Genomic DNA, 26,048 nt, shown 5'->3' on the forward strand with positions numbered 1-26,048 from the left:
GGCTTGAGGGCCGAGGAGCCTTGTCGTCAGCGCAAGACGTTCGGGGGCAGCGGCGGTTCCGCGCCGAGCAGTGTGATCGTCACCCGTCGGTTCGGCGCGATGTAGGGATTGTCGGGGAAGACCGGCTCGGTGTCGGCGCGCCCCGTCACGGAAGCGAAGCGGTCGTTCGGGATTCCGGCACCCGACAGGATCCTGCGCACGGCGAGTGCGCGCCCGGCGGTGAGGCTCCAGGAATCGACGGCCCGCGCCGAGCCCGGGCGCGCGACGGCGGTGTGGCCCGTGACGGACAATTGGTTGGGCAGCCGGCGCAGGGTGGGTGCGAGCACCTCGAGCACGCGACGGGTGCGGTCATAGGGCTCGACCGAGCCCTCGGGGAACATGGAGCGACCCTCCTCGTCCACGAGGGAGACGTTCAAGCCCTCCTTGGTCGGCTCGATCACGATGTTGCGCGACAGCTCGGCCATTTCGGGCATGCTCTGGAGCGTTTGCCGGAGGCTGGCCGCGGCGCTGTGCTGCGCCTGCGCGCCGGCGGCCGGGCGGGTGACCTGACGGTCGCTGGCGCGGCCTGAGCTCGCCCGGCGCGCTCCGTCTTCCTGCCCGGTGACGCCGCTCGCCGTTTCGCGGGGCGCCGACGACTTGTTGCCTGACTTGTCCAGGGCGGTGCCCATCAGGATGCCGCCAGCGCCACTGGTGCTGGCGCTCACAGCCCCCGGCGCGAAGTATTCCGCCAGGCCGATCTTCTGCTCCTGCGTCGTCATGCTGATCAGCCACATCAGCAGAAAGAACGCCATCATCGCTGTCACGAAATCCGCATAGGCGATCTTCCAGGCCCCGCCATGGTGCGCATGGGCGGCCTTCTTGACCTTCTTGATGATGATCGTCTGGGCGGGCTTGGCCATCGAGTCCCTGCTGGAGATTGGGTCAGGCGTTGGCGGGCAGATCGGCGGTTGCCGCTTCCACTTCGCTGAAGGTCGGGCGGACGTCGCTCATCAGAGCCTTGCGGGCAAATTCTACCGCCATCACCGGCGGCTGGCCGCTGATATGGGCGAGGAGGCCCGCCTTGAGCGAAAGGTAGTACTTGGATTCCGCCTCGAAGATGCTCTTGAGCGATTGCGCCATGGGCCCGAAGAAGCCGTAGGCGACGAAGACGCCGAAGAAGGTGCCTACGAGCGCGCCGCCGATCAGATGCCCCAGCACCTCCGGCGGCTCGCTGATCGACCCCATCGTCTTGATCACGCCGAGCACGGCGGCGACGATGCCGAGCGCTGGTGTTCCGTCGGCGATCGACTGCATGGCCGCAACAAGACGCTCCTGCTCCTGATGGTGCGTCTCCAGTTCCTCGTCCATGAGAGCGTCTATCTCGTGGACGTTGTCGGCGCCCATCGTCAACATGCGCATGTAGTCGCAGACAAACTCGACCGCATGATGGTTCTCTGCAAAGGTCGGAAAGGCATTGAAAAGCGCCGACTCGCTCGGATCTTCAATGTGCTGCTCGACCGCGAGCATGCCCTTCTGCTTTACAAGCCTGTACAGGGAATACTGCATCGCCAGCAGTTCGACATACGCCTCCCGATTGTACTTGGGGCCCTTCACGAGCGTACCAAGCATGGTGGGGACGGACTTGAGCACCGGCCCGGTGTTGCCGATGATGAAGGCACCCATCGCTGCACCGAGGATGATAACAAACTCGAACGGCTGCCAAAGGACGAGGAGCTTGCCGCCCATCGCCGCATACCCGCCGAAGACGCAGGCAAAGACGATGATTGTGCCGATGATCAGCCGCATGAATCTGCTACCCTGCGCCGCAGCAGGTGCAGCCCGCGCTAGTTCACTACTTGTCTGACGAAGTGACCGATCAAGGTTAAGGGCGAGTTTACAGGCATTGGCCGAGGGCTTTCTAAGCGTCGTCCTCCGGCCGTGGTTTGGGGTGGCAGGGCAGGCCTGGGGGCGAAGACCGGGGGCGATGAGCCTTCGCCAGTCCCGGTGATCGGCGCCGGCGCGTTTGGGCTCGGAGACAAACTGGACGCGCCGCGGTGACGGAAGGCGCGCGTCGATGACAAGCTCTCTGCATCTTGAGAGCGAGTGCCGGTTGGCGCTCATCTACGCCCCCTTTCAATCAATCGATTGATTGAAAGGGGGCGTGGTCCTATGCTCTCGCCATGGCACGCGTTTCCATCATCGAGGATGTCGAGGGCACGCGGCAGGCGCTGATCCGCGCGGGGCTCGACCTGTTCGGCCGCAACGGCTTCGACGCGACCTCGACGCGCGAGATCGCGCAGGCGGCCGGCGTCAACAGCGCCGGTATCGCCTATCATTTCGGCGGCAAGGACGGGCTGAGGCAGGCCTGTGCCGAGGCGATCATCGCCCGGATGCAGGGCGTGCTGACGGGCGGCTCGCCTGCCGTCTCGATGGCGCCCGACGTGACCGATCGCGACGCCGCGACCGAGCAGCTGCTCGCCCTGATCGGCCGGGTCGTCAGCTTCCTGACGACGGTGCCGGAGAGCGAAGTCGTCGCCCGCTTCGTCATGCGCGAGATGCTGACGCCGAGCCCTGCTTTCGAGGCTCTCTATGGCGGGTTGTTCGAGCCGGTGCATCGCCGGGTCTGCCAGGTCTGGGCGGCGGCGACCGGCATGGAGCCGGAGGCGCCGGAGACGAAGCTCGCGGTCTTCGCGGCGATCGGCCAGGTCTTCTATTTCCGCATCGCGCGGCCGGCGGTGACGCGGCGGCTCGACTGGGACGGGATCGGTGCCGAGGAGGCGCGCCTGATCGGCGAGGCGATCCGGCGCTCGGTGCGCGCCAGCATTCTCGCCTGCAGGGGAGAGGCCTCATGATCCTCGGCTTCATCTGCTCCTTCGCCCTGGCCGCTTCGCTCGGCATCTGCGCCCCGCCGACCACGCGGGTCGCGGGCTATGTCGAGGGCGAATATGTCCGCCTCGGGCCGATCGATGTCGCGCGGATCGAGAGCGTCGCGGTCCGCCGCGGCGAGCGGGTGACTCCGGGCGCCGTCGTCGCGGAACTGCAGAAGGACGATGCGCAGAACGTCGTCGCCGAAAGCGAGGCGCGGCTGGTGCAGGTGCGCGCCCAGCTCGCCAATCTGCTCAGCGGCAAGCGCCCGGAGGAGATCGCGGTGATCGAGGCCAATGCGGCCTCGGCCCAGGCCCAGCATCGCGAGGCCGAGCGGGCGCTGGAACGCCGGCAGGATTTGTTCCGGCGCGGGGTCTCGACCCAGGCCGATCTCGACCAGGCGCAGACGGCGCGCGACGTCGCGGCGGCCAGCGTCCGGCAGAGCGCCGCCAATCTCGCCGTGGCCCGGCTGGCGGCGCGCGAGGAGGAGATCAGGGCGGCGCAGAACCAGGTCGCGCAGGCGCAGGCCGCGCTCGACCAGGCGAAATGGCGGCTGTCGCAGCGCCGGCTCACCGCGCCTGCCCCCGGCATCGTCACCGATATCGTGCGTCATCCCGGCGAGCTCGCCGGGCCGACCGCGCCGGTGCTGACCATGCTGCCGGACGGGGCGGTGAAGCTGATGCTCTATGTGCCGGAGGCGCTGCTCTCCGGCACGGTGGTCGGCACAAGGCTCGAAGTGCACTGCAATGGCTGCCCGCCGGGTCTCGCCGCCACCGTCTCCTATGTCTCGCAGGAGCCGGAATTCACCCCGCCGGTGATCTACTCCGCCGATACCCGGCAAAAGCTGGTCTATCTCGTCGAGGCGCGGCCGGAAGGCGGGCCGGCGGCGAAGCTGCAGCCCGGCCAGATCGTCGACGTCGTCATGCAGGCCCGGCGATGAACATCGAGAACGCCATCGCGGTCCGCGGGCTGACCAAGTGCTTCGGCACGCGGACCGTGGTCGACAATGTCGACCTCACCGTGCGCCAGGGCGAGATCGTCGGCTTCCTCGGTCCGAACGGCTCCGGCAAGACCACGACGATCCGGCTGATCTGCGGGCTGCTGACGCCGGATGCCGGCGAGGGCACGGTGCTCGGCTTCGACGTCCGCAGCCAGAGTGCGCAGATCAAGCTCAATGTCGGCTACATGACCCAGAGGTTCTCGTTCTACGAGGACCTGACGATCGAGGAGAATCTCGCCTTCGTCGCCCGGCTCTACGGGCTCAAGCCCGTCGGGGCGGCCGTGGCGAGGACGCTCGACGGTCTCGGCCTGACCTCGCGCAAGGACCAGCTCGCCGGCACGCTCTCGGGGGGCTGGAAGCAGCGTCTCGCGCTCGCCGCCTGCATCATGCACGAGCCGAAGCTGCTCTTGCTCGACGAGCCGACCGCGGGCGTCGATCCAAAGGCGCGGCGCGAGTTCTGGGACGAGATCCACCGCCTCGCCGGCGAGGGGCTGACCGTGCTGGTCTCGACCCATTACATGGACGAGGCCGAGCGCTGCCACCGCATCGGCTACATCGCCTATGGCCGCATGCTGGCGACGGGCACGGTCGAGGAGGTGGTGCAGGGCTCCGGCCTCTCGACCTATGTCGTCCATGGCGTGCTGAAGCCGGCCGAGATCGCGGCACTCGCTCAGGCGGACGGCGTCGAGCAGGTCGCGCCCTTCGGCGCGACGCTGCATGTCGTCGGTACCGACAGGGGCAGGCTGGAGGCGGCGCTGGCGCCCTTGAGGCAGCGTCCGGGCCTTCGCATCGAGCCCGGCGAGACCAGCCTGGAGGATGTCTTCATCCAGTTCATGGCGAGGGCCCAGGCCGGAGGGCAGGCGGCATGAGCGCCTTCGCGCTGTCCGCGGGGCGGCTCGGCGCCATCCTCGCCAAGGAATTCGTGCAGATGCGGCGCGACCGCATCACCTTCGCGATGATGCTGGTGGTGCCGATCATCCAGCTCCTGCTCTTCGGCTACGCGATCAACAACGATCCCAAGGGCTTGCCGGCGGCGGTCCTGGCGCTGGGCCAGGATCGCTATACCCGCTCGGTGGTCGCGGCGCTGGAGGTCTCCGGCTATTACCGTTTCGCCAAGCGGCCCGAGAGCGCGGCCGAGGCGGAGAGCCTGATGGCGCGCGGCGCGATCTCCTTCCTCGTCACCATTCCCAGCGATTTCGGCATGCGGGTCGAGCGCGGTGACGAGCCGCGCATCCTGGTCGAGGCCGATGCGACCGACCCCGCCGCATCGAGCAATGCGGTCGGGGCGCTGCAGACCATTGCCGGACGGGCGCTGACCCGCGAGCTCGGCACCGAGGACCAGGCCCGGCAGCAGAGCGAGAGCGCACTCTCCTTCGTCGTGCACCGGCGCTACAATCCCGAGGGCATCACCCAGTACAACATCGTGCCCGGCCTGCTCGGCGTCATCCTGCAGATGACCATGGTGATGATGACGGCGATGGCGCTGACCCGCGAGATCGAGCGCGGCACCATGGAGAACCTGCTCGCCATGCCGGCGACGCCTGGCGAGATCATGCTCGGCAAGGTCTTGCCCTATCTCGCCGTCGGCAGCGTCCAGGTCGCGGTCGTGCTCTCGGCGGCGAAGCTGCTTTTCGGCGTGCCCTTCCTCGGCAGCCTCACCTTGCTGCTCGCCTGCGTCACGATCTTCGTGCTGGCGCTGGTCCTGCTCGGCTACACGATCTCGACCCTGGCGCGCACGCAGCTCCAGGCGATGCAATTGACCTTCTTCTTCTTCCTGCCCTCGCTGCTGCTTTCCGGCTTCATGTTTCCATTCGCCGGCATGCCGCTCTGGGCGCAGTGGCTCGGCGAGATCTTCCCGCTGACGCATTTCCTGCGGGTCGTGCGCGCGATCATGCTGAAAGGTGCCGATCTCGGCGACATCGGCACCGAGGTGTTCTGGCTGACCGCCTTCGTGCCGCTCTATGCGGGGATCGCCCTGATGCGGTTCCGGAGCACGCTGGACTGACGGAGGGCGGCTCTCCCGGGAAATCGTAACTTGCAAAAAGATAGTAACTGAGATAGCGGGCTTGGTCATGCAGCCTGGGCTCGCTCCGCTCACCGAATGCCCCTGTGCCCGCGCCGTCGCGACCGTCGGCGAGTGGTGGAGCATACTGATCCTGTGCGATGCACTGCAGGGGCTGACCCGCTTCGACGAGTTCGAGCGCAGCCGCGGTATCGCGCCGAACATGCTGGCGCGCCGGCTGAAGCATCTCGTCGAGAGCGGATTGTTCGAACGGCGGCTCTATAATGAGCGGCCGAAGCGCTACGAATACATCCTGACCGAGAAGGGGCGGGACTTCTTCCCGGTCGTCGCCGCGCTGATCGGCTATGCCAACCGGCATCTTGCGCCCGAGGGCGCCTCACTGCAGCTGGCCGAGCGCGGAAGCGAAGAGCCGATCATCCCGGTCACCGTCGCTGCCGCGACCTTGCAACCCATCACCGTCGACAGCGTCACGGTCATCGCCGGTCCGCAGGCCAGCACTGGCATGCGCGAGCGCCTTGCCTTCGTCGCAGCGCGCGAAGCAGCCACCCGAACCAAACCGAGCTAGGAGCTTTCTATGCGTCGCATCGTCGTCACCGGACTGGGCGTCGTCTCGCCCCTGGGCTGCGGCACCGAACTCGCCTGGCGGCGCCTGCTCGCGGGCCGCTCCGGCCTGCGCCGCCTGCCGGATGCGGTGGCCGAGACCCTTCCGGCCAAGGTTGCGGGTCTCGTGCCCGGCAAGGCCGAGGACAATGAGGGCGGTTTCGATGCCGATGTCGCGATCGCGCCCAAGGACCAGCGCAAGATGGACCGTTTCATCCAGTTCGCGCTGGTCGCCGCCAAGGAGGCGCTGGCGCAGGCCGGCTGGCAGCCGCAGAGCGAGCCCGAGCGCGAGCGCACCGCGACCGTGATCGCTTCCGGCGTCGGCGGCTTTCCGGCGATCGCCGAGGCGGTGCGGACCACCGACCAGCGCGGCGTGCGCCGGCTCTCGCCCTTCACCGTGCCGTCCTTCCTGGTCAATCTCGCCGCCGGACATGTTTCGATCGATCACGGCTTCAAGGGGCCGATCGGTGCACCGGTCACGGCCTGCGCCGCGGGTGTGCAGGCGATCGGTGATGCGGCGCGGATGATCCGGGCCGGCGAGGCCGATATCGCGCTCTGCGGCGGCAGCGAGGCCTGCGTCGATCTCGTCGCGCTCGGCGGCTTTGCCGCGGCGCGGGCGCTCTCCACCGGTTTCAACGACGAGCCGGAGAAGGCGTCACGTCCTTTCGACCGCGACCGCGACGGCTTCGTCATGGGCGAGGGGGCCGGGATCCTGGTGATCGAGGCTCTGGAGCATGCGCAGGCGCGCGGTGCGACGATCCTCGCCGAGCTGACCGGCTATGGCACCAGCGCCGACGCCTATCACATCACCTCCGGCCCCGAGGACGGCTCGGGAGCGCGCCGGGCGATGGAAACGGCATTGAAGCAGGCAGGCTTGAAGCCCGGCGATGTCGGCCATCTCAACGCCCATTCGACCTCGACGCCGGTCGGCGATCGCGGCGAGCTCGCCGCGATCAAGTCGGTGTTCGGCGACGGGGGCGGCATCGCGATCAGCGCGACCAAGTCTGCCACCGGCCATCTGCTCGGCGCGGCCGGCGGGCTCGAAGCGATCTTCACCGTCCTTGCATTGCGCGACCAGATCGTGCCGCCGACGCTCAATCTGGACAATCCGGACGAGGAGGCGGCCGGGCTCGACCTCGTTGCAAAGCTCGCCCGGCCGCATGCGATGGAGCACGCCATCTCGAACGGCTTCGGCTTCGGCGGCGTCAACGCCAGCGTGGCGTTCCGGCGCTGGAGCTGACGGCTTTCCGCGCCCTCAGGCGAATTCGCGCAGCAGCAGCTTGTAATTGCGCAGCCGCAGCTCGGGATCGTCGAGGAAATCCTGGATCATGAACTCGTCGGCGCCGGTCAGCGCCGCCATGTGACGCAGCCTCCCGGCAACGCGCTCCGGCGTGCCGACGATGAAGGTCGGCCAGTCGGCATCATCGGCCGGAACCATCCCGTCCATGATCGCCATCGCTTCGTCGAGCTCCGGCAGGCGCTCGAGCATGATCCGCTCGGGCTTGCGCCGCTGGCGGAAGACGGCGCGAACCGGCATGGCGAGGCGCTCGGCCTCCTCCTGCGTTTCGCCGATGATGGCGCGCACGGCGATGAAGGCCTGCGGCGCGGCGATGCCGGCGGCGTGGCGCGAAGGCCGGAAGGCCGACTGATAGGCCGCGAAGGAGTGCGGCGCCTGCTCCGGCTGGTGGAAGGCGCTGCAGGCGAGGCCGAGGCCGAGCTCGGCGGCGCGGCGCGCACTGCCTTCGCTGACCGCGAGGATCCAGGGCAGGGGGCCGGCAGGCTCGTCGCGCATGATGCCGATTGCATGGAAGGGCGAGGTTTCCGGTAGGTCGTTGCCGAGCCAGCCGATCAGCTCCTCGACATTCGCCGCATGGTCGTCCGGGATCTCGGCGTCACGCAGCCGCTTCAGCGCGCGGTCGGCGAGGGGGCCGGCGGTGGCGCGGCCGATGCCGACATCGATGCGGCCGGGGAAGAGCGCGCCGAGCGTCCGCAGTGCCTCGGCGACCTTGTAGGGGCTGTAATGGTTGAGCAGCACGCCGCCGACGCCGATGCGGATCCGCGAGGTCGCGCCGGCGAGCGCGGCGGCGAAGACCTCCGGGGCCGGGTTGGCCTCGAAGGCGACGTCGTGATGCTCGACGATCCAGTAGCGGGCGAAACCGAGGCGCTCGACCTCCTTCGCCATGGCGATCGCGGTGCGCAGGGCGCCGCCGGAGGTCTGGCCCTTGGGCACGACGAGAGGATCGAGGAGCGAGAGCTTCATGGTGGCGATATCCGCTGGCCGGAGCGCCGCCGAAAAGGCGGCGCTCCCTTGCCTTGTCAGTTGAGCTTGAAGGCGGAGGGGGCGACGAGGCTCGCCTTGATGTCGATCGCCTTGGCCTTGGGCAGCATGCCGGCCTCGATCATGAAGGCCTGATCCGCCGTGAGATTGGCGATGTCGGCCTCGGTCATCGCCGGGGTGAAGTCGTAGAGCGGCAGCTGGGCGCGGGCGTCCTCGATCGTGATCTTCTGCTCCTTGGCGGCGATCGCCAGCGCCTCCTCCGGGTTCTTCGCCATGAAATCGAGCGCCTTGTGATGGGCGGCGAAATAGGCGGCGACCAGATCGGGGTGCTTCTCCAGGAAGGCGGCATTGGCGCCGATCACCGTGGTCGGCTTGATCAGGCCCTCGCCGCTGGTCAGAGCGCGGCCGCCGGCCTTCTCGACCTGGGTGACATTGGCGCCGGCGAGCGTCGCGACGTCGACCTGGCCGGCAAGCAGCGCGGCGCGCGCGGCCGGCAGATCCATGTTGATGTACTCGACATCGCTGAGCTTCAGATTCTGCGAGGCGAGCGCAGCGACGAGGAGCTGGTTCAGCACCGTGCCCTTGGGGCCGGCGATCTTCTTGCCCTTGAGGTCGGCGAGCTTCGCCGGGCCGTCGGCGCGGGTCATCAGGAAATAGGCCTTTGGCGAGCGCGCATAGGCGGCGACGACCTTGAGCGGCACGCCGTTCGCGGCAGCGAGGATGGCGGAGGTGCCGCCGAGCACGCTGGCGATGTCGATCTCGCCAGCGGCGATGGCCTGGGTCTGCTGCGCGCCGGAGGTGATGACGGGGTTCTCGACCTTGATGCCCTTCGCCGCGAAGGCCTCGTCGAGGAAGCCCTTCTCGCGCATCACGATGGAGGGAACGTTGAAGGGCGCGGTGACATAGGTGATGCGCACCGTTTTGGGCTTCTCGGCCGTTTGCGCCTGGGCATGAGCGGCGGGCAGCAGCAGCGCGAGCGCGAGGCCGAGACAGGCGAGGGGCTTCTTCATGGTGGTCTCCTTGGACAGAAAATTCAGGCCGCGGCAGGCGTCGGCGTCGTCATCAGCCGGGAAAGGATCGCCCGGCGATGGAGGTTGACGTCGGGGTCGGTCGGGTCGCGCGGATAGGGCAGGGCGATCGCCTCGCGGCCGACGATGCGGCCGGCCTGCATCTCCAGCGCACGCTCGCCGAGCAGCACGGCTTCCTCGACGTCGTGGGTGACGAAGACGATGGTCGGGCGCCGTCGCTGCCAGATCGAGACGAGCTCGTTCTGCATGGTCCGGCGGGTGAAGGCGTCGAGCGCCGCGAAGGGCTCGTCGAGTAGCAAAAGGTCGGGCTCCTGGACGAGGGCGCGCGCGATCGCGACGCGCTGGGCCATGCCGCCGGAAAGCTGCGCCGGCATCGCGCCGGCAAAGGCCGAGAGGCCGACGAGTTCGATCGCGGCGGCGCAACGCTCGGCGGCGACGGGGCGCAGCACCCGGCCGCGCAGGCCGAAGCCGACATTGGCGGAAACATCGAGCCAGGGCATCAGCCTGGCCTCCTGAAAGACGATGGCGGTGCGCAGCCTGCCGCCGTCGCCGCGTCGGATCTCGCCCTCGCTCGGCTTTTCGAGGCCGGCGAGGATGCGCAGCAATGTGGTCTTGCCGCAGCCGCTGCGGCCGACCAGCGTCGTGAACGAGCCGGCGGGGAAGGAAAGGTCGATATCGGCGAGGGCCGTGACCTCCTCCGCGCCGACGCGGTAGCGCCGGCCGATGCCGAAAAGCTCAAGCACGGGCCATCTCCAGGTCGCCGGAGAGCCAGGGCGCGCTGCGGCGGATGGCGAGGCGCAGCAGATGGTCTGCGGTGAGGCCGAGCACGCCGATGACGAGGATGCCGGCGAGCACGATGTCGGTGCGGGCGAGGTTCTCGGCGTCGACGATCATGTAGCCGAGCCCGGCCGAGGAGGCGATCAGCTCGGCGCCGACCAGCGCGCGCCAGCTATAGCCGAGGCCGATCCGGAGGCCGACGACGATCGCCGGCAGGGCCGAGGGCAGGACGATGCGCAGCATGATCTCCGGCCGCGAGAAGCCGCAAACCGTGCCGACATCGATCAGCTTGCGGTCGACGGAATCGAAGCCGCCGCGCACGCCGAGGAAGATCGGGAAGAAGCAGGAGAGGATGATGATCCCGACCTTCTGCGTCTCGCCGATACCGAGCCAGAGCATCAGCAGCGGCATCAGCGCCAGCGGCGGAATCTGGCGCAGGAATTCGAGCAGCGGCTCGAAGAGCGCCCGCAGCCTGAGGCTCAGCACGAAGAGCAAGGCGAGCGGCACGGCGAAGGCGATGGCGAGGAGATAGCCGAGCGCGACGCGCCTCAGGCTGACGAGCGTGTGGCGCAGGAGTTCGCCCGAGGCGATCAACTCGGCAATCGTCTCCGCGACCGTGCCGGGCCCGGGCAGCAGGAAGGCGCTGACCCAGCCGAGACGGCTGGCGAGCCACCACAAAGCGAGCGTGGCGGCGAAGACGATGATGGTCGTGAAACGGGGCAATGTTTGCTGGCGTCAAATTTCGGATGCGCCACGCTCAATAAGCCTATGGATGAAATGCGCAAGTCTGCTGCAGTGCCGCAGCAAGCTTGCGCTCTACATCAGAAATATTCTAATTTAATACTTGGGTCGTGTCTTCCGGTGAGCAGTGGTCGCGCAGGGGTTATCCTGCGCGAGCCGGATCACAGCGGAATATTGTCGTGTTTGCGCCAGGGGCGTTCGAGGCTCTTGGTGCGGAGCATGGCCAGCGCCCGGGCGATGCGGCGGCGGGTCGAGTGCGGCATGATCACCTCGTCGACATAGCCGCGCTCGGCCGCGACGAACGGGCTCATGAAGCGGTCCTCATATTCCTTTGTCTGGCGCGCGATCGTCTCGGCGTCGCCGCCCCGGAAGATGATCTCGACCGCGCCCTTGGCGCCCATCACCGCGATCTGGGCGCTCGGCCAGGCATAGTTGACGTCGGCGCCGATATGCTTCGAGGCCATCACGTCATAGGCGCCGCCAAAGGCTTTCCGCGTGATCACCGTGACCAGCGGCACGGTGCATTCCGAATAGGCGAAAAGCAGCTTGGCGCCGTGCTTGATCAGCCCGCCATATTCCTGCGCCGTGCCCGGCAGGAAGCCGGGCACGTCGACGAAGGTGACGATCGGGATCTCGAAGGCGTCGCAATAGCGCACGAAGCGCGCCGCCTTGCGCGAGGCATCGGCATCGAGCACCCCGGCCAGCACCATCGGCTGGTTGGCGACGACCCCGACGGTCCGGCCCTCGATCCGCCCGAAGCCGGTGACGATGTTCTTCGCATAGGCCTCCTGGATCTCGAAGAAATCGCCCTCGTCGAGCGTCTTCAGGATCAGTTCCTTGATGTCGTAGGGCTTGTTCGGATTGTCCGGCACCAGCGTGTCGAGGCTGGTGTCGACCCGGTCCGGCACGTCGAAGGACGGCCATTCCGGCACGCCCGCCGTATTGTTGGCCGGCAGGAAGTCGATCAGCCGGCGCACCTGCAGCAGCGCCTCGACATCGTTCTCGAAGGAGCCGTCGGCCACCGAGGATTTGGAGGTGTGGACCCTGGCGCCGCCGAGCTCTTCGGCGGTCACCGTCTCGTTGGTGACGGTCTTCACCACCTCCGGCCCGGTGACGAACATGTAGGAGGTGTCGCGGACCATGAAGATGAAATCGGTCATCGCCGGCGAATAGACGTCGCCGCCGGCGCAGGGCCCCATGATCACCGAGATCTGCGGGATCACGCCGGACGCCTGGACGTTGCGCTTGAAGACCTCGCCATAGCCGCCGAGCGCCGCGACGCCCTCCTGGATGCGGGCGCCGCCGGCGTCGAAGATGCCGACGATGGGCGCGCGCATCTTCAGCGCCATGTCCTGGATCTTGATGATCTTCTGGGCATGGGTCTCGGAGAGCGAGCCGCCGAAGACGGTGAAATCCTTGGAGAAGACGAAGACGGTGCGGCCATTGACCGTGCCCCAGCCGGTGACGACGCCGTCGCCGGGGATCTTCTCGGCCTTGTCCATGCCGAAATCGACCGCCCGGTGCTGCACGAACATGTCGAACTCCTCGAAGGAGTCCTTGTCGAGCAGCAGCTCGATCCGCTCGCGCGCCGTCAGCTTGCCGCGCCCATGCTGCGCCGCAATCCGCCGCTCGCCACCACCGAGCCGAGCACCCGCGCGACGCGATTCGAGCTGTTCGAGAATGTCCTTCATGGCGAAGCCCCGCAGCCGACTGACGATCTCTCACCGGCTTAAGCGGCGCGGGACGGGCTGTCCATCGGATGCCGGCGGCGCAAACGTTCTTCGATCACGCCGAAACGTCATTGCGAAGGCGCGCTTCGCTGCGGTCGGATGACGGTGCAGATTGGTCGAAAAGGCTACGCGTCACGCGGCCGGCTGCATCGCCTCCGGAGCGTTTTCGAGCGAATCGGCCGCGGTTCGCGTGAAGAAGGCACGATAAATCAAAGAGATGGCGCATTCCGGCGTTTCAGGGAAACGCGGAAATGCGCTAGCCCTGCATCAGCAGCAGCACGGCCGCGTCGTACTCCTTGCGCCGTAGTACCCGGCGTTCGGCCGCTTCCTCGTCCTGGCCCCAGATCCCGATCTGATAGTCCTCGTCGAGATGGGCGGCGGCCCAGGCCGCCTCGGCGTCGATCAGCCCCTCGGCAAGGACGAGCGTCAGGATGGTCGACCCCGTCAGGGTCATGACGTTGTGGGCGCCGGCGAGGGCGATCGGGGCGGGGATCGCCGCGACGCGTTTTTCCACCGCGTCGAGCACGGTCTGCGGCTGCTCGGCGAAGACCACGCCCTGCGCCATGACGAAGCGGCCGCCGATCCGCGCCTCCAATGCGGCGATCAGCGGGTTCCAGATCTGGTCCTGGCGCTCCACCAGTTCGCGCGGCTCGCCGGCGCGATAGCAGAGCGCGTCGCTGCCGGCATAGCGGACGATCTCGGCGCGGACCGCCTCGTGCTGGTCGGCGACGCCGTCGAGCGCCGAGTTGACCAGCCGGGTCATCGGCATCCGGGCGGGGTCGATCTCCCCCTCCTGCGCCTGCCATTCGGCGGCCAGCGCCTGCGCGACGGCGTGCGAGGCGACCGCCAGCGGCTTGCGGGCCGGGGTGCGGGCGGTGCGGCCGTCGAGCGCGACTTGGAAGAGGCCGTCGCGCTCCAGCGCTTCGGCCTTCTCGTAGAAGCGCTTAGGCAGCGGGTTGCGCATCGCCTGCTGGGCGGCGGCGACGGGGTCGGGTTGGCGCTGGCCGGGGGAGCCGAAGCGCGCGAGGAAATCATCGGTCGACATGGCTGCGTCCATAGCGCATCCGAGACCCCGCGCGAAACGGCTTCGTGCCGGTGCGCGCTGTCTCCGAGCGTTGACCCTTGCCGGGCAGGGGGCTAAACGCCTTCTCCCCGGACGCCATTCGCGTCCGCGAGGCGCGCGAGAGGGCATCATGTTGGAGAGTGCGGGAACCCGGTGAGGTTTCGCTGAGGCGAGACCTGATCCAGCGCCGGGTGAGAGATCCAGACCACAGGGTCGGCTTTCGCCGCGGCGCTTGTCATGGTTCCATGCACAGGCTTTTCCATCATGAACGTTTCGCGGGACGAGCAGCGCGTGCTGCACGTGCTGGCCCGTGGCGGGCAGATCCGCCATTTTCGCGGCGAGAACCGCCGTATCCATCATGTCGAATGCTTCACCCATGAAGGTCATCTTCTGAGTGATTGCACGCTCGCCATCTTCGCTGGCCTCAAGCGCAAGCGGCTGATCGAGTCGCGGCAGGGCGCGCCCTACCGCATCTCCCGGCTCGGACGGCTCGCCGTCCGCAGCCAGGCCGACAACAGGTGACGACAGGCGGGAGGGCGCAGGCCCTCCCGCCATGCCGGCCGCGCTCGTCAGCGTTTCAGGCGGCCTGGCGGATGCGCTGGAGGAAGGTGCGGACCTGGCTGTCGAGCTGCGCCGCCTGCTCTGCGAGCTTCTCGGCGGCGTCGGAGACGCAACCGGCCGCCGACCCGGCTTCATTGGCGACGCCGATGACGCGGTGGATGGTGTCCGAGGCCATCTCGGCATCCTGCGCCGTGCTGCCGATATTCTCGGCGATGCCGGCGGTGGCCTGGTCCTGCTGGGCGATGGCGGCGGCGACCGAGGCCGAGACGTCGTTCAGCGAATTGATCGAGCCGCCCATCACCTCGATCGCCTGCACGGCTTCGGAGCCGGATTCGTGGATGGCGGCGATCCGTTTCTGGATGTCGGCCGTCGCCTGCGAGGTCTGGCTGGCAAGCGCCTTGACCTCCTGCGCCACGACGGCGAAGCCCTGCCCCTGGACGCCGAAGCGGGCCGCCTCGATCGAGGCGTTGAGGGCCAGGAGGTTGGTGCGCTCGGCAATGGTCGAGATCAGCTGGACGATCTGGCCGATATCCTCCGCCTTCCGCGAGAGATGCTGGACCGTGCTCAGCACGTTGTGGGCGCTGCTGGTGGTGAATTCGACGACCCGGCTCGTGGCGCCGACCTGCTCGCGCAGCTCGCCGATCGCGCTGGCGAGCCCGTTCGTGGCGATGGTGGCGGCGGTGACGGCCGTGGCGGCCTGGTCGGAGGAGGTGGCTGCGGCCAGCGCGCCTTCCTGGACCCGGCGCGCGCCTTCGGACATCTGCGAGGCGGCCCTGCGCAGCGGCTCGACCGAGGCGAAGACCTCGCCTGCTATGCCGGCCACCTCCACTTCGAGATCGTCGGCGATTTCCAGCACCAGCGCCTGCCGCTCCAGCGCCGCCTGCAGCGTGGTCCTGGCGAGATCGCGCTCGGCCTGCTCGGCGACGAGGCGCGCGGCATTTGCACGCTCGCTTTGCGCTTCGGCGTTGATGAAGGCGGCCCGCAGGGTGATCACGACCCAGCTCAGAGCGCTGTTCTGCACGACCACGATGACGGCATGGAGCAGCACGCGGCGGCCGTCGCTGCCGCCGGGAAAGACACCTTCCGGATAGACCAGGTTCAGGCCGGCATGATGCGCCGCGATCGCGACCGCGGTGGTGACGAAGATGCGCCAGTCAAGCCAGCCCGCGGTGATGGCGAGCGCGGCGAAGAAGCTCATATGGATGTCGGGCTGATAGGGATGCCCCGCCGTGACGTAGACCAGCAGCATGACCTGGCCGACCAGTGCGAGGGAGCTGACCTGGCGGGTCAGCCAATCCGGCCCGCGCAGCTGCCAGAGAATGGTCGGAACCGCTGCGAGGGCGAGGGCGGCGAGCGTGAGACTCGCGCCCGGCAGTTCGAAGCCCTGGACGCAGGCCGCCACCAGAACGAATTGGAGCCAGAGCAGGGTGGTGAGCAGAAGGCCGAAGCGCCGGCGAAACTGATCAACCAGATTCATGGCCTGCTCCCTGAGACCGCGCCGACGTCCATGCAGAGTTTCGCCAGGCTGGCGTCGAGCACGAGCCAGGCGCCGGCGGCGTAGAGCTTGCCGGCATAATCCGCGGTCTCGGCTGTGCTGACGGCGACCGGCCGGCTGGAACTGAGCGCCAGGATCGCGCCGCCGGAAGCGGCGATGGCGGCGATCATCCGGGATTCGCCGGAGCCGGGCGGGAACAGGGCCACCACCGGCCGTCCTTCGACCGGCTGACCGGCCAGGAGCAGGAGCGCCAGCGCCATCAGCGGACCGACAGTGAGGCCGAAGAGCAACTCGCGCATCGTGCTCCCCCAGACCGGTGAGCCGGCGTCGGCAGACGCCGCTGGCCGAGAAGCGCGTTTGGTCGCCGCAAGGCTATGCCGGACTCTAGACTGTAATGGTTGAGTAATCCTTGCCACCACGCCGGCCCCTCGCGCATCGCCCGGGCCGCGAGCGGCTACCGGCAGGCATAGGCCAGCGGCAGGCCTGGGCCGCCGGCAAGAATTTTCGCCGCAAGGCGGGGGAGGCGGGAACTTCGGGCTCGCCGGTGCGTCCTTGGGACATTACAATCTCTTCATGATCGCGCCATCGTGGCGTGAGGGGCGCTCGGCCAGGCTGCGGCCATCGTCTGCCGGCTTCGAGACCCGAGACAGCGAACCGTCGTCAGTCAACGAAAACGGAGAGCTTTTCATGAAACGCCTAGCCCTCATCGCCGCATCCGGCGCCGCTATTCTGGCGACCGGCCTGGCGGTCGCGCAGCCGCAGCCGATCCCCCTGGCGCAAGCAGGGCAGAGCGCGCAGCATGGCGGCAGCGGCGGCGAGAAGGCCGATCGCAGCGACCGCCGCGAGGAGATGCGCGAGCGGCGCGCCGAACGGATGACGGCGCAGCTGAACGAGCGTCTCGCCAAGCTTCGCACCGATCTGAAGCTGAAGCCCGAGCAGGTCGCCGCCTTCGAGAAGATCGAGGCGCTGATCAAGCGCAATGCCGAGCAGCGCCGCGAACGCATGTCCCAGATGCGTGATCAGCGCGAGAACTTCCGTCATGCCGACATCATGGAACGGCTCGACATGATGGCGACGCGGCAGGCAGAGCGCGCCATCCGCTCGAAGGAAATGGCCGATGCGGTGCGCCCGCTCTGGACGACGCTGTCGGACGAGCAGAAGACCGTCACCCGCCGCGCCATGCGCGAAATCATGGCCGAGGGCCGCGGCCGGATGATGGAGATGCACCGGCGCATGCGCGGCAATGACGACGACCGTCGTGACGACCGCGGCTCGCGCCGCTGGCGCGACCGCGACCATGATCACGACCGGGATCGCGACGACGACATGTGAGCAGACGGCAAAGCCGGCTGCGAAAGATCATCGGCACGGCCGGGCGTGAGCCCGGCCGTTGTCATTGTTGCGTATCATGCGGCAGGCTATAGCCGGCGGGCTTGGCAGGGGCAGGCCGGTGCGCTTCATCCAGACCTTCGAACTCTATTCCTTTCTCGATTCCGTCGTCAGTCTCGGCGTCGCCTTCGTACTCGGGGTGCTGATCGGCGCCGAGCGGCAGTATCGCCAGCGCACGGCGGGCTTGCGCACGACGGTGCTGGTCGCGGTCGGCTCGGCCGCCTTTGTCGATCTCGCCATGGCGATGGGCGGCACCTCGGACGCGATCCGGGTCATCGCCAACGTGATCACCGGCATCGGTTTCCTCGGTGCCGGCGTGATCATGAAGGAGGGCCTGAACGTCCGCGGCCTCAACACCGCCGCGACGCTCTGGTGCGCCTCGGCCGTCGGCGCCTGCGCGGGCGCCGACATGGTCGCCGAGGCGGTGCTGGTCACCGTCCTGGTGCTCGCCGGCAACACGCTGCTGCGCCCGCTCGTCAATGCGATCAACCGGATTCCGCTGGACGAGAAGGCCCTCGAGGCGACCTATGAGGTGGTGTTGACCTCGAGCGGTGCGGCACTGCCGACGGTGCGCGATGCCCTGGTCGAGCATCTCGACAACGCGAAGTATCCGGCGAGCGATGTCCGGACGGTCGAGCGGGGCGACGACATGGTCGAGATCACCGCCGTCCTGATCAGCACCGCTGTCGACCGGCGGGAGCTGGACCAAGTCGTCGATCGGCTCGGGCGCATTCCCGGCGTGAAGCACGCGACCTGGGAAAGCAGCACCGCGGACTGACCGGCGGTGTCCGGCTGGCGTCGGGGCTCGCATCGGATAGAACCTGTTACGCTGGCCCTGCCGCTCGCGAATCACGGGCAGCCATCCCGCCGGCTCCCGTCGGCTGGGTCCCGGAAGAAGAGGAGAGCGCGGTGTATCGCTATCTGAGATTGAAGTCCCTCGTGCTTCTGGGGGCGCTGCTGGCCGGTTTCGTCGCGCCGCTGCCGCTGGTCGCGACCGCGCAGGCCCAGGTGTCCGGCACCTCGCGCCAGAGCGCCAATCGTGGGCATGTGAACCGGCCGCAACACCGTCCTCATACGCGCCCGCATCACCGGCCGGTCGCTCGTCCGCATCCCCATCATCGGCCGCGCCATGGTGTCCGGCATCATCCGCGGCACAATGTCGTCGTGGTGCATCCGCATCGGCGCTGGAACCGTGGCGGCGCGATCGCGGCCGGCGCCGCGATCGGCTTCATCGCCGGCGCCGCAGCCACCTCCTGGGCCGGTTCGCCGCCGCGCTCTGGCTATTGCTGGTACTATACCAACCGGGCACGCACGCACGGCTTCTGGGATTGGTGCCCGCGCTGAGCAGGATTGGCGAGGCGCCGGGCGGTGAAAGACCGCCTGGCGCCCTGCATGAACGGGCTGAGGCCTTGCACCTGCGGCGATTGACTTGCCCGGGGCCGGCCCTACCTTGCCGCGGGTCGGTGGCGTCGAGGATATCATGCGTTTGCGAGCGGTTGCGTTGGTGCTCGTCGGGGCGCTTTCTCCCGGCCTGGCGCAGGCGCAGCAGGATCCGTATTTCGCGCGGGCGCAGGCGGTCTTCCTTGGGCTGAAGCCCGATACGCGTCTCTGGTTCCAGCTGGTTTTGACCAGTGCCGGGCACTGGCCCGCCGTTCCCAATATCGGCTATTCGCGCCGCCTCTTCGAAGCGACCAGGCAGTTCCAGCTCTCGCGGGGCGAGGCGCCGACCGGCGTCCTGACGCGCGCCCAGGTCGAGCGCATCCTGCAGGCGGGCACTGCGGTCCTGAATGGCTGGCGGCTGCGCTGGGTGCCGCACCCGACCCGCGGCCGGCAGCTCTGGGTGCCGATGGGGCTCGAGCTCGAGGCCAAGCGAACCGATGCCGGCGTCGAGTTGCGCGAGCCCGGCAACCGCTTCCGCCTGAAGTTCAACTATTACGGCTCGCTGGATGTCGAAAACGCCTATGCGGTGACGCTGCGGGAGATGCTCGGCAGTGGCGACAAGATCAACTTCAAGACCCTGAAGCGCGATTTCTTTGTCATCACCGGTAATCAGGGGCGCTATAGCCGCTATGTCCGCTACCATGCCGACGGCCGCGGCATCCTCGGCTTCGACATGTCATGGTCGGAGGATGATGCGCCGGTCTATGGCAGCCGGCTGGTGACGGTGATTTCCGGCTCGCTCTGGGCGACGATGACCGGCGCGCCCTTTCCCGAGACCAGTCGGGTCCGCTTTCCCTGGGAACCCGGTGCACCCGAGAGCGCCGGCGCTTCCAGGCAGCCGCCGCCGACCACGACACCTTCGACCACCATACCCCCGGCGCCGCGGGCTGCGGCCGCGCCGGAGGAGCCGCCGAAGCCCAAATCCTCCTCCGGCTCGGGCTTCTTCGTCTCGAAGGCCGGACATGTCGTCACCAACGCCCATGTCGTGCAGGATTGCAGCGCGATCAGCGTGCGGCCGGACGGGGCCGTCGGCGTGCCTGCCCAGGTGCTGGCGCGCGACGTGATCAACGATCTGGCGGTCCTCAAGATCGCCGGCCCGGCGGAGCGCACGCTGCCGGTCCGGCCGAGCGTGCGGCTGGGCGAGGGCATCGCCGCCTTCGGCTTCCCGCACAGCGATCTCCTCGCCACGGCTGGCAATTTCACGCTCGGCAATGTCACGGCACTGGCGGGGCTGAAGGATGACAGCCGCTACCTCCAGATCTCGGCTCCGGTCCAGCCCGGCAATTCCGGCGGGCCGCTGCTCGACGGTGCTGGCAATGTCGTCGGCGTGGTCTCGGCCAAGCTCGACGCGATCAAGATGGCCTCCGAGCGCGGCGACCTGCCGCAGAACATCAATTTCGCGGTTAAGGCGTCGCTCGCCGCGAGCTTCCTCGATGCCAACCAGATCGCCTACGAGACCGGCGCGCCCGGCGAAAAGCTCGACCCGGCCGATCTCGCGGAGCGGGCGAAGAAGGCGAGCGCCTTCATCTCCTGCCGGTGAGGGGGAGGGCTGGTCCGCCAACGAAAAGGCGGCTCCAAGACGTCGCCCTTCTTGGGTCTATCCAGAAGCTTGCGATCTGCGGCTGACAGGTGGCGCGAGCGGCAGCGGGGGCGATCAATGCCGCGCGGCTTGCGCGCCCTGCATCTCCACCCTGAACCCCACCAGCTGCCGGAACAGCGGCACGATCCTGAAATCCTCGTCGAAACCCCAGCCGGCCCGTGGCGCCTGCTTCCGGCTTTCCAGAAGCCCCAGCCATGTCAGAGGGCGCAGGACCCGCGACACCATGGCGAACTCCGGAAGGTCCTGCGTCGGAACCTCGAGCAAGGTCTCCATCACCGTGCAGGACTCCGTCAGTGTCCCGGCGCTCGACCATTCATGCGCGGTCACCGACAGGCTCCAGAGAATCACGCCCATATGGTGCTGCGGCCAGAACTCGATCGGGTTCCGGTCGAAGTCCTGCAGGTTCATCTTCCAGAAGACCGCCTCGAACAGCGCTGCGAGCAAGGCAGGAGCCGCTTCAGGGGCGAGCATGGCCTTGCCCGCCCTGCTCGCCCTCAGGATCCCCGAACGCTTCCGCAGCAGGCCCGCAGCCTGCAAGGCGATCCGGGTGAAAAGGACGCCATAGGCGTCGTGCTCGTTGATGACCTTGCTCGTCGCGAGGATGTCGGCCTTGTCGTATCCCGGCCATTCCGTCTGGTCGAAGACAGGCCGGACATCGACGCGCTTCAGGGCTCCGGCGGGCGTCAGGACGAGGCCGCCTTTCTCCACGGCAAGCCCCAGCAAAAGGCGTGCGGCCTGGACCATGGGGGCAAGAAGAGCCGCCTCGGCCGGGACGTCGTGGGGCGTGAGGCGGAGCGCTCGCGGGACCCTGCCGGGCGGCTCCAGGAGCGCCTTGAGGGAGGTTGGCTCGAGATGAGCCCAGGCGGGAGGAATAGCAGTCACGCAGGGAGCCTAGGCGGGCCGGAGCAAAGGCTCAACAGCCCGGCCAAGAAAGCTCCGAAAAGCGTGCGCGAGAGTGCCGCAAGGCCATCGCGGCCGGACCGCCCGGGTCGCGGCCGTGCCCGCAAACGAAAAGGGCGGCTCCGAAGAACCGCCCTTTCCTGATTCCGGTTTTCGATTCTCGCCAGAGGCTTGCGCCCGCCGGCTGAGAGATCGGATCAGCGCGAGTAGAACTCGATGACCAGGTTCGGCTCCATCTGCACCGCATAGGGCACGTCCGACAGGGTCGGGGTGCGGGTGAAGGAGGCGGAGAACTTGTTGTGGTCGGCGTCGATGTAGTCAGGCACGTCGCGCTCGGCGAGGGCGGCCGACTCGATGACGATGGCGAGCTGGCGCGAGCTCTCCTTGACCGCGATCACGTCGCCCGGCTTGACCTGGTAGGACGCGATGTTGACGCGCTTGCCGTTCACGGTGATGTGGCCGTGATTGATGAACTGGCGAGCGGCGAAGACGGTCGGGACGAACTTGGCGCGGTAGATCACCGCGTCGAGACGGCGCTCGAGCAGGCCGATCAGGTTCTCGCCCGAATCGCCCTTCAGGCGGGTCGCCTCGGCGTAGTAGCGGCGGAACTGCTTCTCGGAGATCGAGCCGTAATAGCCCTTCAGCTTCTGCTTGGCGCGCAGCTGCGTGCCGAAGTCGGAAGGCTTGCCCTTGCGGCGCTGGCCGTGCTGGCCGGGGCCGTATTCGCGGCGGTTGACCGGGGACTTCGGGCGGCCCCAGATGTTCTGACCGAGGCGGCGGTCAATCTTGTACTTCGCCTCATGGCGCTTCGACATGTCGCGTGTCCTCTTGGTTCGCGATTTTGAGGACCGCGCCCTCCTTCTCCCCGTTTCCGGGGCGACAGATCCGGCTTCCAAAGGGAGCGGATCACGGGTGCGGAAAAAGCCACGCGGCCCCGTGAGGAGCCGCGCGACGCCGGTGCCTATGCGGGAATTGCCGGCGAAAGTCAATGCGCCGGCGCGATATCGGCATGGCCGTGGCCAGGCATGGGCGCCTGCGCGCTCCAGCTCAGGCCGGCATCGCCTCGATCTCGACCCGCGCCAGGCCGAAGCCGGCCAGCGCGATCCGGGCCGGCCCGCTCAGCCGGGTGCCGGCGGTGAAGACGGCGCAGGCCTCGCCGGCGTCGCGCCAGTCGCCGGCCGGGCCGAGCAGTTGCGTGACGCGCCGCGCGACGGCGGGGGCGGGGTCGATCCACTCCACCGGCCAGGGTGCGAGGCGGCGATAGCGGGCCAGCAGCAGCGGGTAATGCGTGCAGGCGAGCGCCACCACATCGGTGCGCCTGCCGTCGCGCGCGACGAAGCAGGGGGCGATCTCGGCCAGCACGTCGCTGTCGCCGATCGTCTCGCCCTTCAGGGCCGCCTCGGCGAGGCCGGCAAGCCGGGTCGCGCCGACCAGCGTCACCTCGCAGCCGCCGGCATAATGCTCGATCAGCCCGCGTGTGTAGTCGCGCGCCACGGTTCCCGGCGTCGCCAGAACCGAGACGAGGCCGCTGCGGCTGCGCGCGGCGGCCGGCTTCACCGCCGGAACGGTGCCGACGAAGGGGATGGAGAAACGGGCCCGCAGCGCCGGGAGCACCAGCGTAGAGGCCGTGTTGCAGGCGATGACGACGAGGTCGGGATGGAAGCGCGCGACCAGCCGCTCCATCACCGCGAGCACGCGGGCGATCAGCGCCGCCTCGCTCAGCCTTCCATAGGGAAAGGCGGCGTCGTCGGCGGCGTAGACGATGTCGGCATCGGGGCGGCTGGCGACGACTTCGCTCAGCACGGTCAGGCCGCCGAGACCGGAATCGAACAGGAGGATGGTCGGGCGGCGTTGCGGCATCACCGCGCTGCGATGGCAGTTTCCGGCGAGGAGATCGACTTGCATGGGGTTGGTACCGACCGGGGTCCGCAAAGCCCGATTGGGGCCCTGGTCCGTTAAGGGAGGATGAATGTGGCGTGAGCGCGCTGGGGATAATTTAGTTGACTTTGTCCATTAAAACTCATTTCTCGGAAGCAGGAGGCCATCATGCCAGCCATCGCTCCTCATGCCGTCGATGCGATCCGCCGCTTCAATCGTTTTCACACCCGCTGGGTCGGGGCATTGGGCGGTGATCTCCATGGCTCCGGCTTCGGCCTGACGGAGGCGCGGGTGCTCTACGAGCTGGCGCAGCGCGACGGCTGGCGCGCCGGCGAGCTGGCCCGCGAGCTCGGCCTCGATCCCGCCTATCTCTCGCGGCTGCTGAAGCGTTTCGTGACGCTGGGCTGGCTCGCGCGTGAAAAGGCGGAAGGCGACGCGCGGGCGCTGAAATTGCAGCTGACGGAGGCCGGGCAGGCCGCATTCCGGCCGCTGGACAAGGCTTCATGCGAGCAGGCGAGTGCGATCCTGTCTCGGCTCGATCCGGCCGGGCAGGCGGCGCTCGTGGGCGCACTCGACCTGGCGCAGGGGCTGCTCTCCGGGGACAGCGCGGCACGGCGCATGGTGACGATCCGCGAGCACCGGCCCGGCGATATCGGCTGGGTGATCTCGGCCCATGGCCGGCTCTATGCGCAGGATTATGGCTGGGACATCAGCTTCGAGGCGCTGGTCGCCGAGATCGCCGCGAAATTCCTGCGCGAATTCCAGCCTGGACGGGAGCGCTGCTTCATCGCCGAGCTGGACGGCGCGCCGGTCGGCTCGGCCTTCGCGGTGCGCGAAAGCGAGGAGGTCGCGAAGCTGCGGCTGGTGCTGGTCGAGAAGCGCGCGCAGGGCCTCGGCCTCGGCAAGAAGCTGGTGCGCGAGGCGGTCGGTTTCGCCCGCGCCGCCGGCTATCGCCGGATGATGCTGTGGACCAACGACATCCTGCATGCGGCGCGGGCGATCTATCTCGCCGAGGGTTTTCGGTTGGTGGCCGAGGAGAAGCATCATTCCTTCGGGCAGAATCTGGTTGGGCAGAACTGGGAGCTCGACCTCTAGCTCTTTGTTTTATCGCATTTTCTTCACGCGAGCCGGCGTCCAATTCGCTCGAAAATGCTCCAGTTCCCTCGGCTAGGTTCAGGCCTTGAGCCGCGCCACCGCTGCCGCCGCCATGCGTCCCGCCAGCGTCGCGCCGCCGGCCGTCATGGCGCCGCCCCCCGTAGTCGCCTCGCCGGCGAGCCAGAGGCGCCCGGCGATCGGCTCCGCCAGGATGTCGCGGGCGCCGGCATGGCCGGGCAGGCAGACCGAATAGGAGCCGCGCGCGAAAGGATCGGTCCACCAGGCCGGGAAGGAGACCGGCCCGGCAGCCTTGCGGAACTCCGGCCCGATCATGTTGGCGAGCAGGTCGACGACATGGGCGCGGGCGGCCTCCGGCCCGGAATGCGAGAGCTCGCGGGCATAGTCGCCGCCGCAGAAGCCGACAACCAGGTCCTGATCGCCGGGGAACAGGTCGAAGTTCATCAGCCGGCCATTGGCACCGGCCTCGAAATAGCTGGTGCCGGGCGCGATGCCGAAGCGGTTGCCGTCGACCTTGAGCGCGATCTTGGTCAGAGCGCCCATGCCGATGCCGGAAAGCGCGCCCTGTGTGCGGGCTGGCAGTGCCGGGGTGAAGCGGATCGCGCCGGCCTTGAGCACGCCGACCGGCACGGTGACGATGCAGGCGCGGGCGTTGAGCGTGCCTGAAGCCGTGGTGATCGCGACGCCGGGACCGTCCCAGCGGATCGCGGTGACGGTCTGGTTCAGGCGGATGTCGAGCCCGGCGCCATAGCGCGCCACCAGATTGCCGTAGCCGCTCGGCACGACATAGTCCTCGCCGGCCCAGAGGCGCTGATAGTCGCGGGCCGAGATCCGGGATGCTTCCTCGCCGATCGAGAGCAGCAGGCCGGAGGAGGCGATCGGCGCGAGGTCGGGACCGAGATCGCCCAGCAATTCGGCGATCGACTGGTCGCGCGTCTTGAGGTCCGCGGTTTCGAGCCGGCGGTCGATCTGTCCGAAGGCGCCGCGGCGGCGCTGGCGATCGCCCTGCGACATCGGCTGACCGTTCTGGAAGAGCTGGAAGCCGCCGCCCCAGCTTTCATTCGGCGTGGCGATGCCGAGTTCCTGGGCGATGGTGGTCCAGGGGTTGCGCTCGGCCCAGTGGATGAACATCGCGCCGGCGTCATAGGAAGGTCCGAGCGAGGAATCGGTGAAGGTGCGCCCGCCCAGGCGATCGCGGCCCTCGAGCACGATCACGGCGCGCCCCGCCGCCTGCAATTGCCGGGCGGCGGCGATGCCGGCCGCGCCGGCGCCGATGACCACGACGTCATGGTCACGAGCCTGTGCCCGACCGGAACCGGCCGAGGCCGCGGCCATGGCCGCAGAGCCCAGCAGCAGTTTCCGGCGGTCGAGCATGGCGTGAGCTTCCCTCCGCATCTTGCACTGCATCATGCCACCCGAAGCCGAGGCTGCAAGGCGCAAAGCGCGATGCCCGGTGCCGGTGCGTTCACGAGATGGGGAGGCGGTGCGCCAGGCTCAAGGCGTGGGCCCGAACGCAGGTTCGGCGCCGGTGCGAGATGCGCGCAAGGCGACCCTCCCCGGGGGGGCTGTCCGAGCACTGGCTCCGCGG

Annotated in this window: 26 protein-coding genes; 12 read left to right on the forward strand and 14 right to left on the reverse strand. The window is 68.3% G+C overall.

The features are described from left to right. Nucleotides 1-26: 26 nt before the first annotated feature. Together AC3RCC_RS12015 and motA are read right to left on the reverse strand one after the other, a co-directional pair. Nucleotides 27-899 carry a flagellar motor protein MotB gene (locus AC3RCC_RS12015; protein ID WP_291641807.1) on the reverse strand — a complete coding sequence of 291 codons (873 nt, stop codon included), beginning with the start codon at nucleotides 897-899 and terminating at the stop codon, nucleotides 27-29. Between the two features lie 22 nt (nucleotides 900-921). Continuing rightward, nucleotides 922-1,785, reverse strand: a complete 864-nt coding sequence (motA, locus tag AC3RCC_RS12020) for a flagellar motor stator protein MotA (protein ID WP_291641805.1) — start codon at nucleotides 1,783-1,785, stop codon at nucleotides 922-924. A gap of 374 nt (nucleotides 1,786-2,159) precedes the next feature. Here motA and AC3RCC_RS12025 point away from each other — a divergent pair, with 374 nt between their 5' ends. The 6 genes from AC3RCC_RS12025 (at nucleotide 2,160) to fabF (ending at nucleotide 7,707) form a co-directional block, all read left to right on the forward strand. After that, on the forward strand, nucleotides 2,160-2,831 hold the full coding sequence (locus AC3RCC_RS12025; RefSeq protein WP_492258539.1) for a CerR family C-terminal domain-containing protein: 672 nt from the start codon (nucleotides 2,160-2,162) through the stop codon (nucleotides 2,829-2,831). Continuing rightward, nucleotides 2,828-3,784, forward strand: coding sequence for an HlyD family secretion protein (locus AC3RCC_RS12030; RefSeq protein WP_492258540.1), 957 nt, complete (start codon nucleotides 2,828-2,830; stop codon nucleotides 3,782-3,784). The genes AC3RCC_RS12025 and AC3RCC_RS12030 overlap by 4 nt, the downstream gene beginning before the upstream one ends. A 2-nt stretch (nucleotides 3,785-3,786) precedes the next feature. Further along, nucleotides 3,787-4,713, forward strand: a complete 927-nt coding sequence (locus tag AC3RCC_RS12035; protein WP_492258777.1) for an ABC transporter ATP-binding protein — start codon at nucleotides 3,787-3,789, stop codon at nucleotides 4,711-4,713. Beyond that, nucleotides 4,710-5,849, forward strand: coding sequence for an ABC transporter permease (locus AC3RCC_RS12040; protein ID WP_291641797.1), 1,140 nt, complete (start codon nucleotides 4,710-4,712; stop codon nucleotides 5,847-5,849). The genes AC3RCC_RS12035 and AC3RCC_RS12040 overlap by 4 nt, the downstream gene beginning before the upstream one ends. A 67-nt stretch (nucleotides 5,850-5,916) precedes the next feature. Next, complete coding sequence (locus AC3RCC_RS12045) at nucleotides 5,917-6,432, forward strand: winged helix-turn-helix transcriptional regulator (protein WP_492258778.1); 516 nt, start codon at nucleotides 5,917-5,919, stop codon at nucleotides 6,430-6,432. 9 nt (nucleotides 6,433-6,441) lie between these two features. Beyond that, nucleotides 6,442-7,707: a beta-ketoacyl-ACP synthase II gene (gene fabF, locus AC3RCC_RS12050; RefSeq protein WP_492258541.1), complete on the forward strand. Its 1,266-nt coding sequence runs from the start codon at nucleotides 6,442-6,444 to the stop codon at nucleotides 7,705-7,707. A 15-nt stretch (nucleotides 7,708-7,722) separates the two neighbouring features. On the opposite strand, the gene AC3RCC_RS12055 is transcribed toward fabF, so the two are convergent. The 6 genes from AC3RCC_RS12055 to AC3RCC_RS12080 form a co-directional block, all read right to left on the reverse strand. After that, the gene (locus AC3RCC_RS12055) at nucleotides 7,723-8,727 is read right to left on the reverse strand and encodes an MsnO8 family LLM class oxidoreductase (protein ID WP_492258542.1); all 1,005 of its coding nucleotides are present in this window, start codon (nucleotides 8,725-8,727) and stop codon (nucleotides 7,723-7,725) included. A gap of 56 nt (nucleotides 8,728-8,783) precedes the next feature. After that, nucleotides 8,784-9,755, reverse strand: a complete 972-nt coding sequence (locus AC3RCC_RS12060) for an ABC transporter substrate-binding protein (protein WP_492258543.1) — start codon at nucleotides 9,753-9,755, stop codon at nucleotides 8,784-8,786. A 23-nt stretch (nucleotides 9,756-9,778) separates the two neighbouring features. Beyond that, nucleotides 9,779-10,516: an ABC transporter ATP-binding protein gene (locus AC3RCC_RS12065; protein WP_492258544.1), complete on the reverse strand. Its 738-nt coding sequence runs from the start codon at nucleotides 10,514-10,516 to the stop codon at nucleotides 9,779-9,781. After that, a complete protein-coding gene (locus AC3RCC_RS12070; protein ID WP_492258545.1) occupies nucleotides 10,509-11,273 on the reverse strand; it encodes an ABC transporter permease in 765 nt (254 codons plus the stop codon). The genes AC3RCC_RS12065 and AC3RCC_RS12070 overlap by 8 nt, the downstream gene beginning before the upstream one ends. Before the next feature lie 179 nt (nucleotides 11,274-11,452). Then, the gene (locus tag AC3RCC_RS12075) at nucleotides 11,453-12,982 is read right to left on the reverse strand and encodes an acyl-CoA carboxylase subunit beta (RefSeq protein WP_492258546.1); all 1,530 of its coding nucleotides are present in this window, start codon (nucleotides 12,980-12,982) and stop codon (nucleotides 11,453-11,455) included. A 295-nt stretch (nucleotides 12,983-13,277) separates the two neighbouring features. Next, nucleotides 13,278-14,066 carry an ATP12 family chaperone protein gene (locus tag AC3RCC_RS12080; RefSeq protein WP_492258547.1) on the reverse strand — a complete coding sequence of 263 codons (789 nt, stop codon included), beginning with the start codon at nucleotides 14,064-14,066 and terminating at the stop codon, nucleotides 13,278-13,280. Between the two features lie 282 nt (nucleotides 14,067-14,348). Between AC3RCC_RS12080 and AC3RCC_RS12085 the strand changes: the two genes are divergently transcribed. Next, nucleotides 14,349-14,606 (forward strand): YjhX family toxin, encoded by a 258-nt coding sequence (locus AC3RCC_RS12085; protein WP_291638786.1) that lies wholly within the window; start codon nucleotides 14,349-14,351, stop codon nucleotides 14,604-14,606. A gap of 55 nt (nucleotides 14,607-14,661) precedes the next feature. Here the strand turns inward: AC3RCC_RS12085 and AC3RCC_RS12090 are convergent, their stop codons facing one another. Together AC3RCC_RS12090 and AC3RCC_RS12095 are read right to left on the reverse strand one after the other, a co-directional pair. Beyond that, entirely contained in the window at nucleotides 14,662-16,122 is a 1,461-nt protein-coding gene (locus tag AC3RCC_RS12090; RefSeq protein ID WP_492258548.1) for a methyl-accepting chemotaxis protein, read from the reverse strand. Continuing rightward, complete coding sequence (locus AC3RCC_RS12095) at nucleotides 16,119-16,439, reverse strand: hypothetical protein (protein WP_291638784.1); 321 nt, start codon at nucleotides 16,437-16,439, stop codon at nucleotides 16,119-16,121. Before AC3RCC_RS12095 ends, AC3RCC_RS12090 begins: the two co-directional genes overlap by 4 nt. A 388-nt stretch (nucleotides 16,440-16,827) precedes the next feature. On the opposite strand from AC3RCC_RS12095, the gene AC3RCC_RS12100 reads away from it, so the two are divergent. From AC3RCC_RS12100 to AC3RCC_RS12115, 4 genes are all read left to right on the forward strand, one after another. Further along, entirely contained in the window at nucleotides 16,828-17,472 is a 645-nt protein-coding gene (locus AC3RCC_RS12100) for a Spy/CpxP family protein refolding chaperone (RefSeq protein WP_492258549.1), read from the forward strand. Between the two features lie 118 nt (nucleotides 17,473-17,590). After that, nucleotides 17,591-18,307 carry an MgtC/SapB family protein gene (locus AC3RCC_RS12105; protein ID WP_291647497.1) on the forward strand — a complete coding sequence of 239 codons (717 nt, stop codon included), beginning with the start codon at nucleotides 17,591-17,593 and terminating at the stop codon, nucleotides 18,305-18,307. A 131-nt stretch (nucleotides 18,308-18,438) separates the two neighbouring features. Beyond that, on the forward strand, nucleotides 18,439-18,873 hold the full coding sequence (locus AC3RCC_RS12110) for a hypothetical protein (RefSeq protein ID WP_492258550.1): 435 nt from the start codon (nucleotides 18,439-18,441) through the stop codon (nucleotides 18,871-18,873). Nucleotides 18,874-19,009: 136 nt separating this feature from the next. Beyond that, complete coding sequence (locus AC3RCC_RS12115) at nucleotides 19,010-20,509, forward strand: S1C family serine protease (RefSeq protein WP_492258551.1); 1,500 nt, start codon at nucleotides 19,010-19,012, stop codon at nucleotides 20,507-20,509. 114 nt (nucleotides 20,510-20,623) lie between these two features. Here AC3RCC_RS12115 and AC3RCC_RS12120 read toward each other — a convergent pair whose 3' ends face one another. The 3 genes from AC3RCC_RS12120 to murI all read right to left on the reverse strand — a co-directional run bounded on the left by AC3RCC_RS12120 (nucleotide 20,624) and on the right by murI (nucleotide 23,374). Next, a complete protein-coding gene (locus AC3RCC_RS12120; RefSeq protein WP_492258552.1) occupies nucleotides 20,624-21,313 on the reverse strand; it encodes a hypothetical protein in 690 nt (229 codons plus the stop codon). A 353-nt stretch (nucleotides 21,314-21,666) separates the two neighbouring features. Further along, on the reverse strand, nucleotides 21,667-22,284 hold the full coding sequence (gene rpsD / locus AC3RCC_RS12125; RefSeq protein ID WP_291638778.1) for a 30S ribosomal protein S4: 618 nt from the start codon (nucleotides 22,282-22,284) through the stop codon (nucleotides 21,667-21,669). A 232-nt stretch (nucleotides 22,285-22,516) separates the two neighbouring features. Beyond that, entirely contained in the window at nucleotides 22,517-23,374 is an 858-nt protein-coding gene (murI, locus tag AC3RCC_RS12130) for a glutamate racemase (protein WP_492258553.1), read from the reverse strand. 141 nt (nucleotides 23,375-23,515) lie between these two features. Here murI and AC3RCC_RS12135 point away from each other — a divergent pair, with 141 nt between their 5' ends. Next, nucleotides 23,516-24,442 carry a bifunctional helix-turn-helix transcriptional regulator/GNAT family N-acetyltransferase gene (locus AC3RCC_RS12135; RefSeq protein ID WP_492258554.1) on the forward strand — a complete coding sequence of 309 codons (927 nt, stop codon included), beginning with the start codon at nucleotides 23,516-23,518 and terminating at the stop codon, nucleotides 24,440-24,442. A gap of 78 nt (nucleotides 24,443-24,520) precedes the next feature. Here the strand turns inward: AC3RCC_RS12135 and AC3RCC_RS12140 are convergent, their stop codons facing one another. Then, nucleotides 24,521-25,834: a flavin monoamine oxidase family protein gene (locus AC3RCC_RS12140; RefSeq protein WP_492258555.1), complete on the reverse strand. Its 1,314-nt coding sequence runs from the start codon at nucleotides 25,832-25,834 to the stop codon at nucleotides 24,521-24,523. Nucleotides 25,835-26,048 lie beyond the last annotated feature (214 nt).

Source organism: Allobosea sp. GW823-FHT01F03 (genome assembly GCF_058798075.1).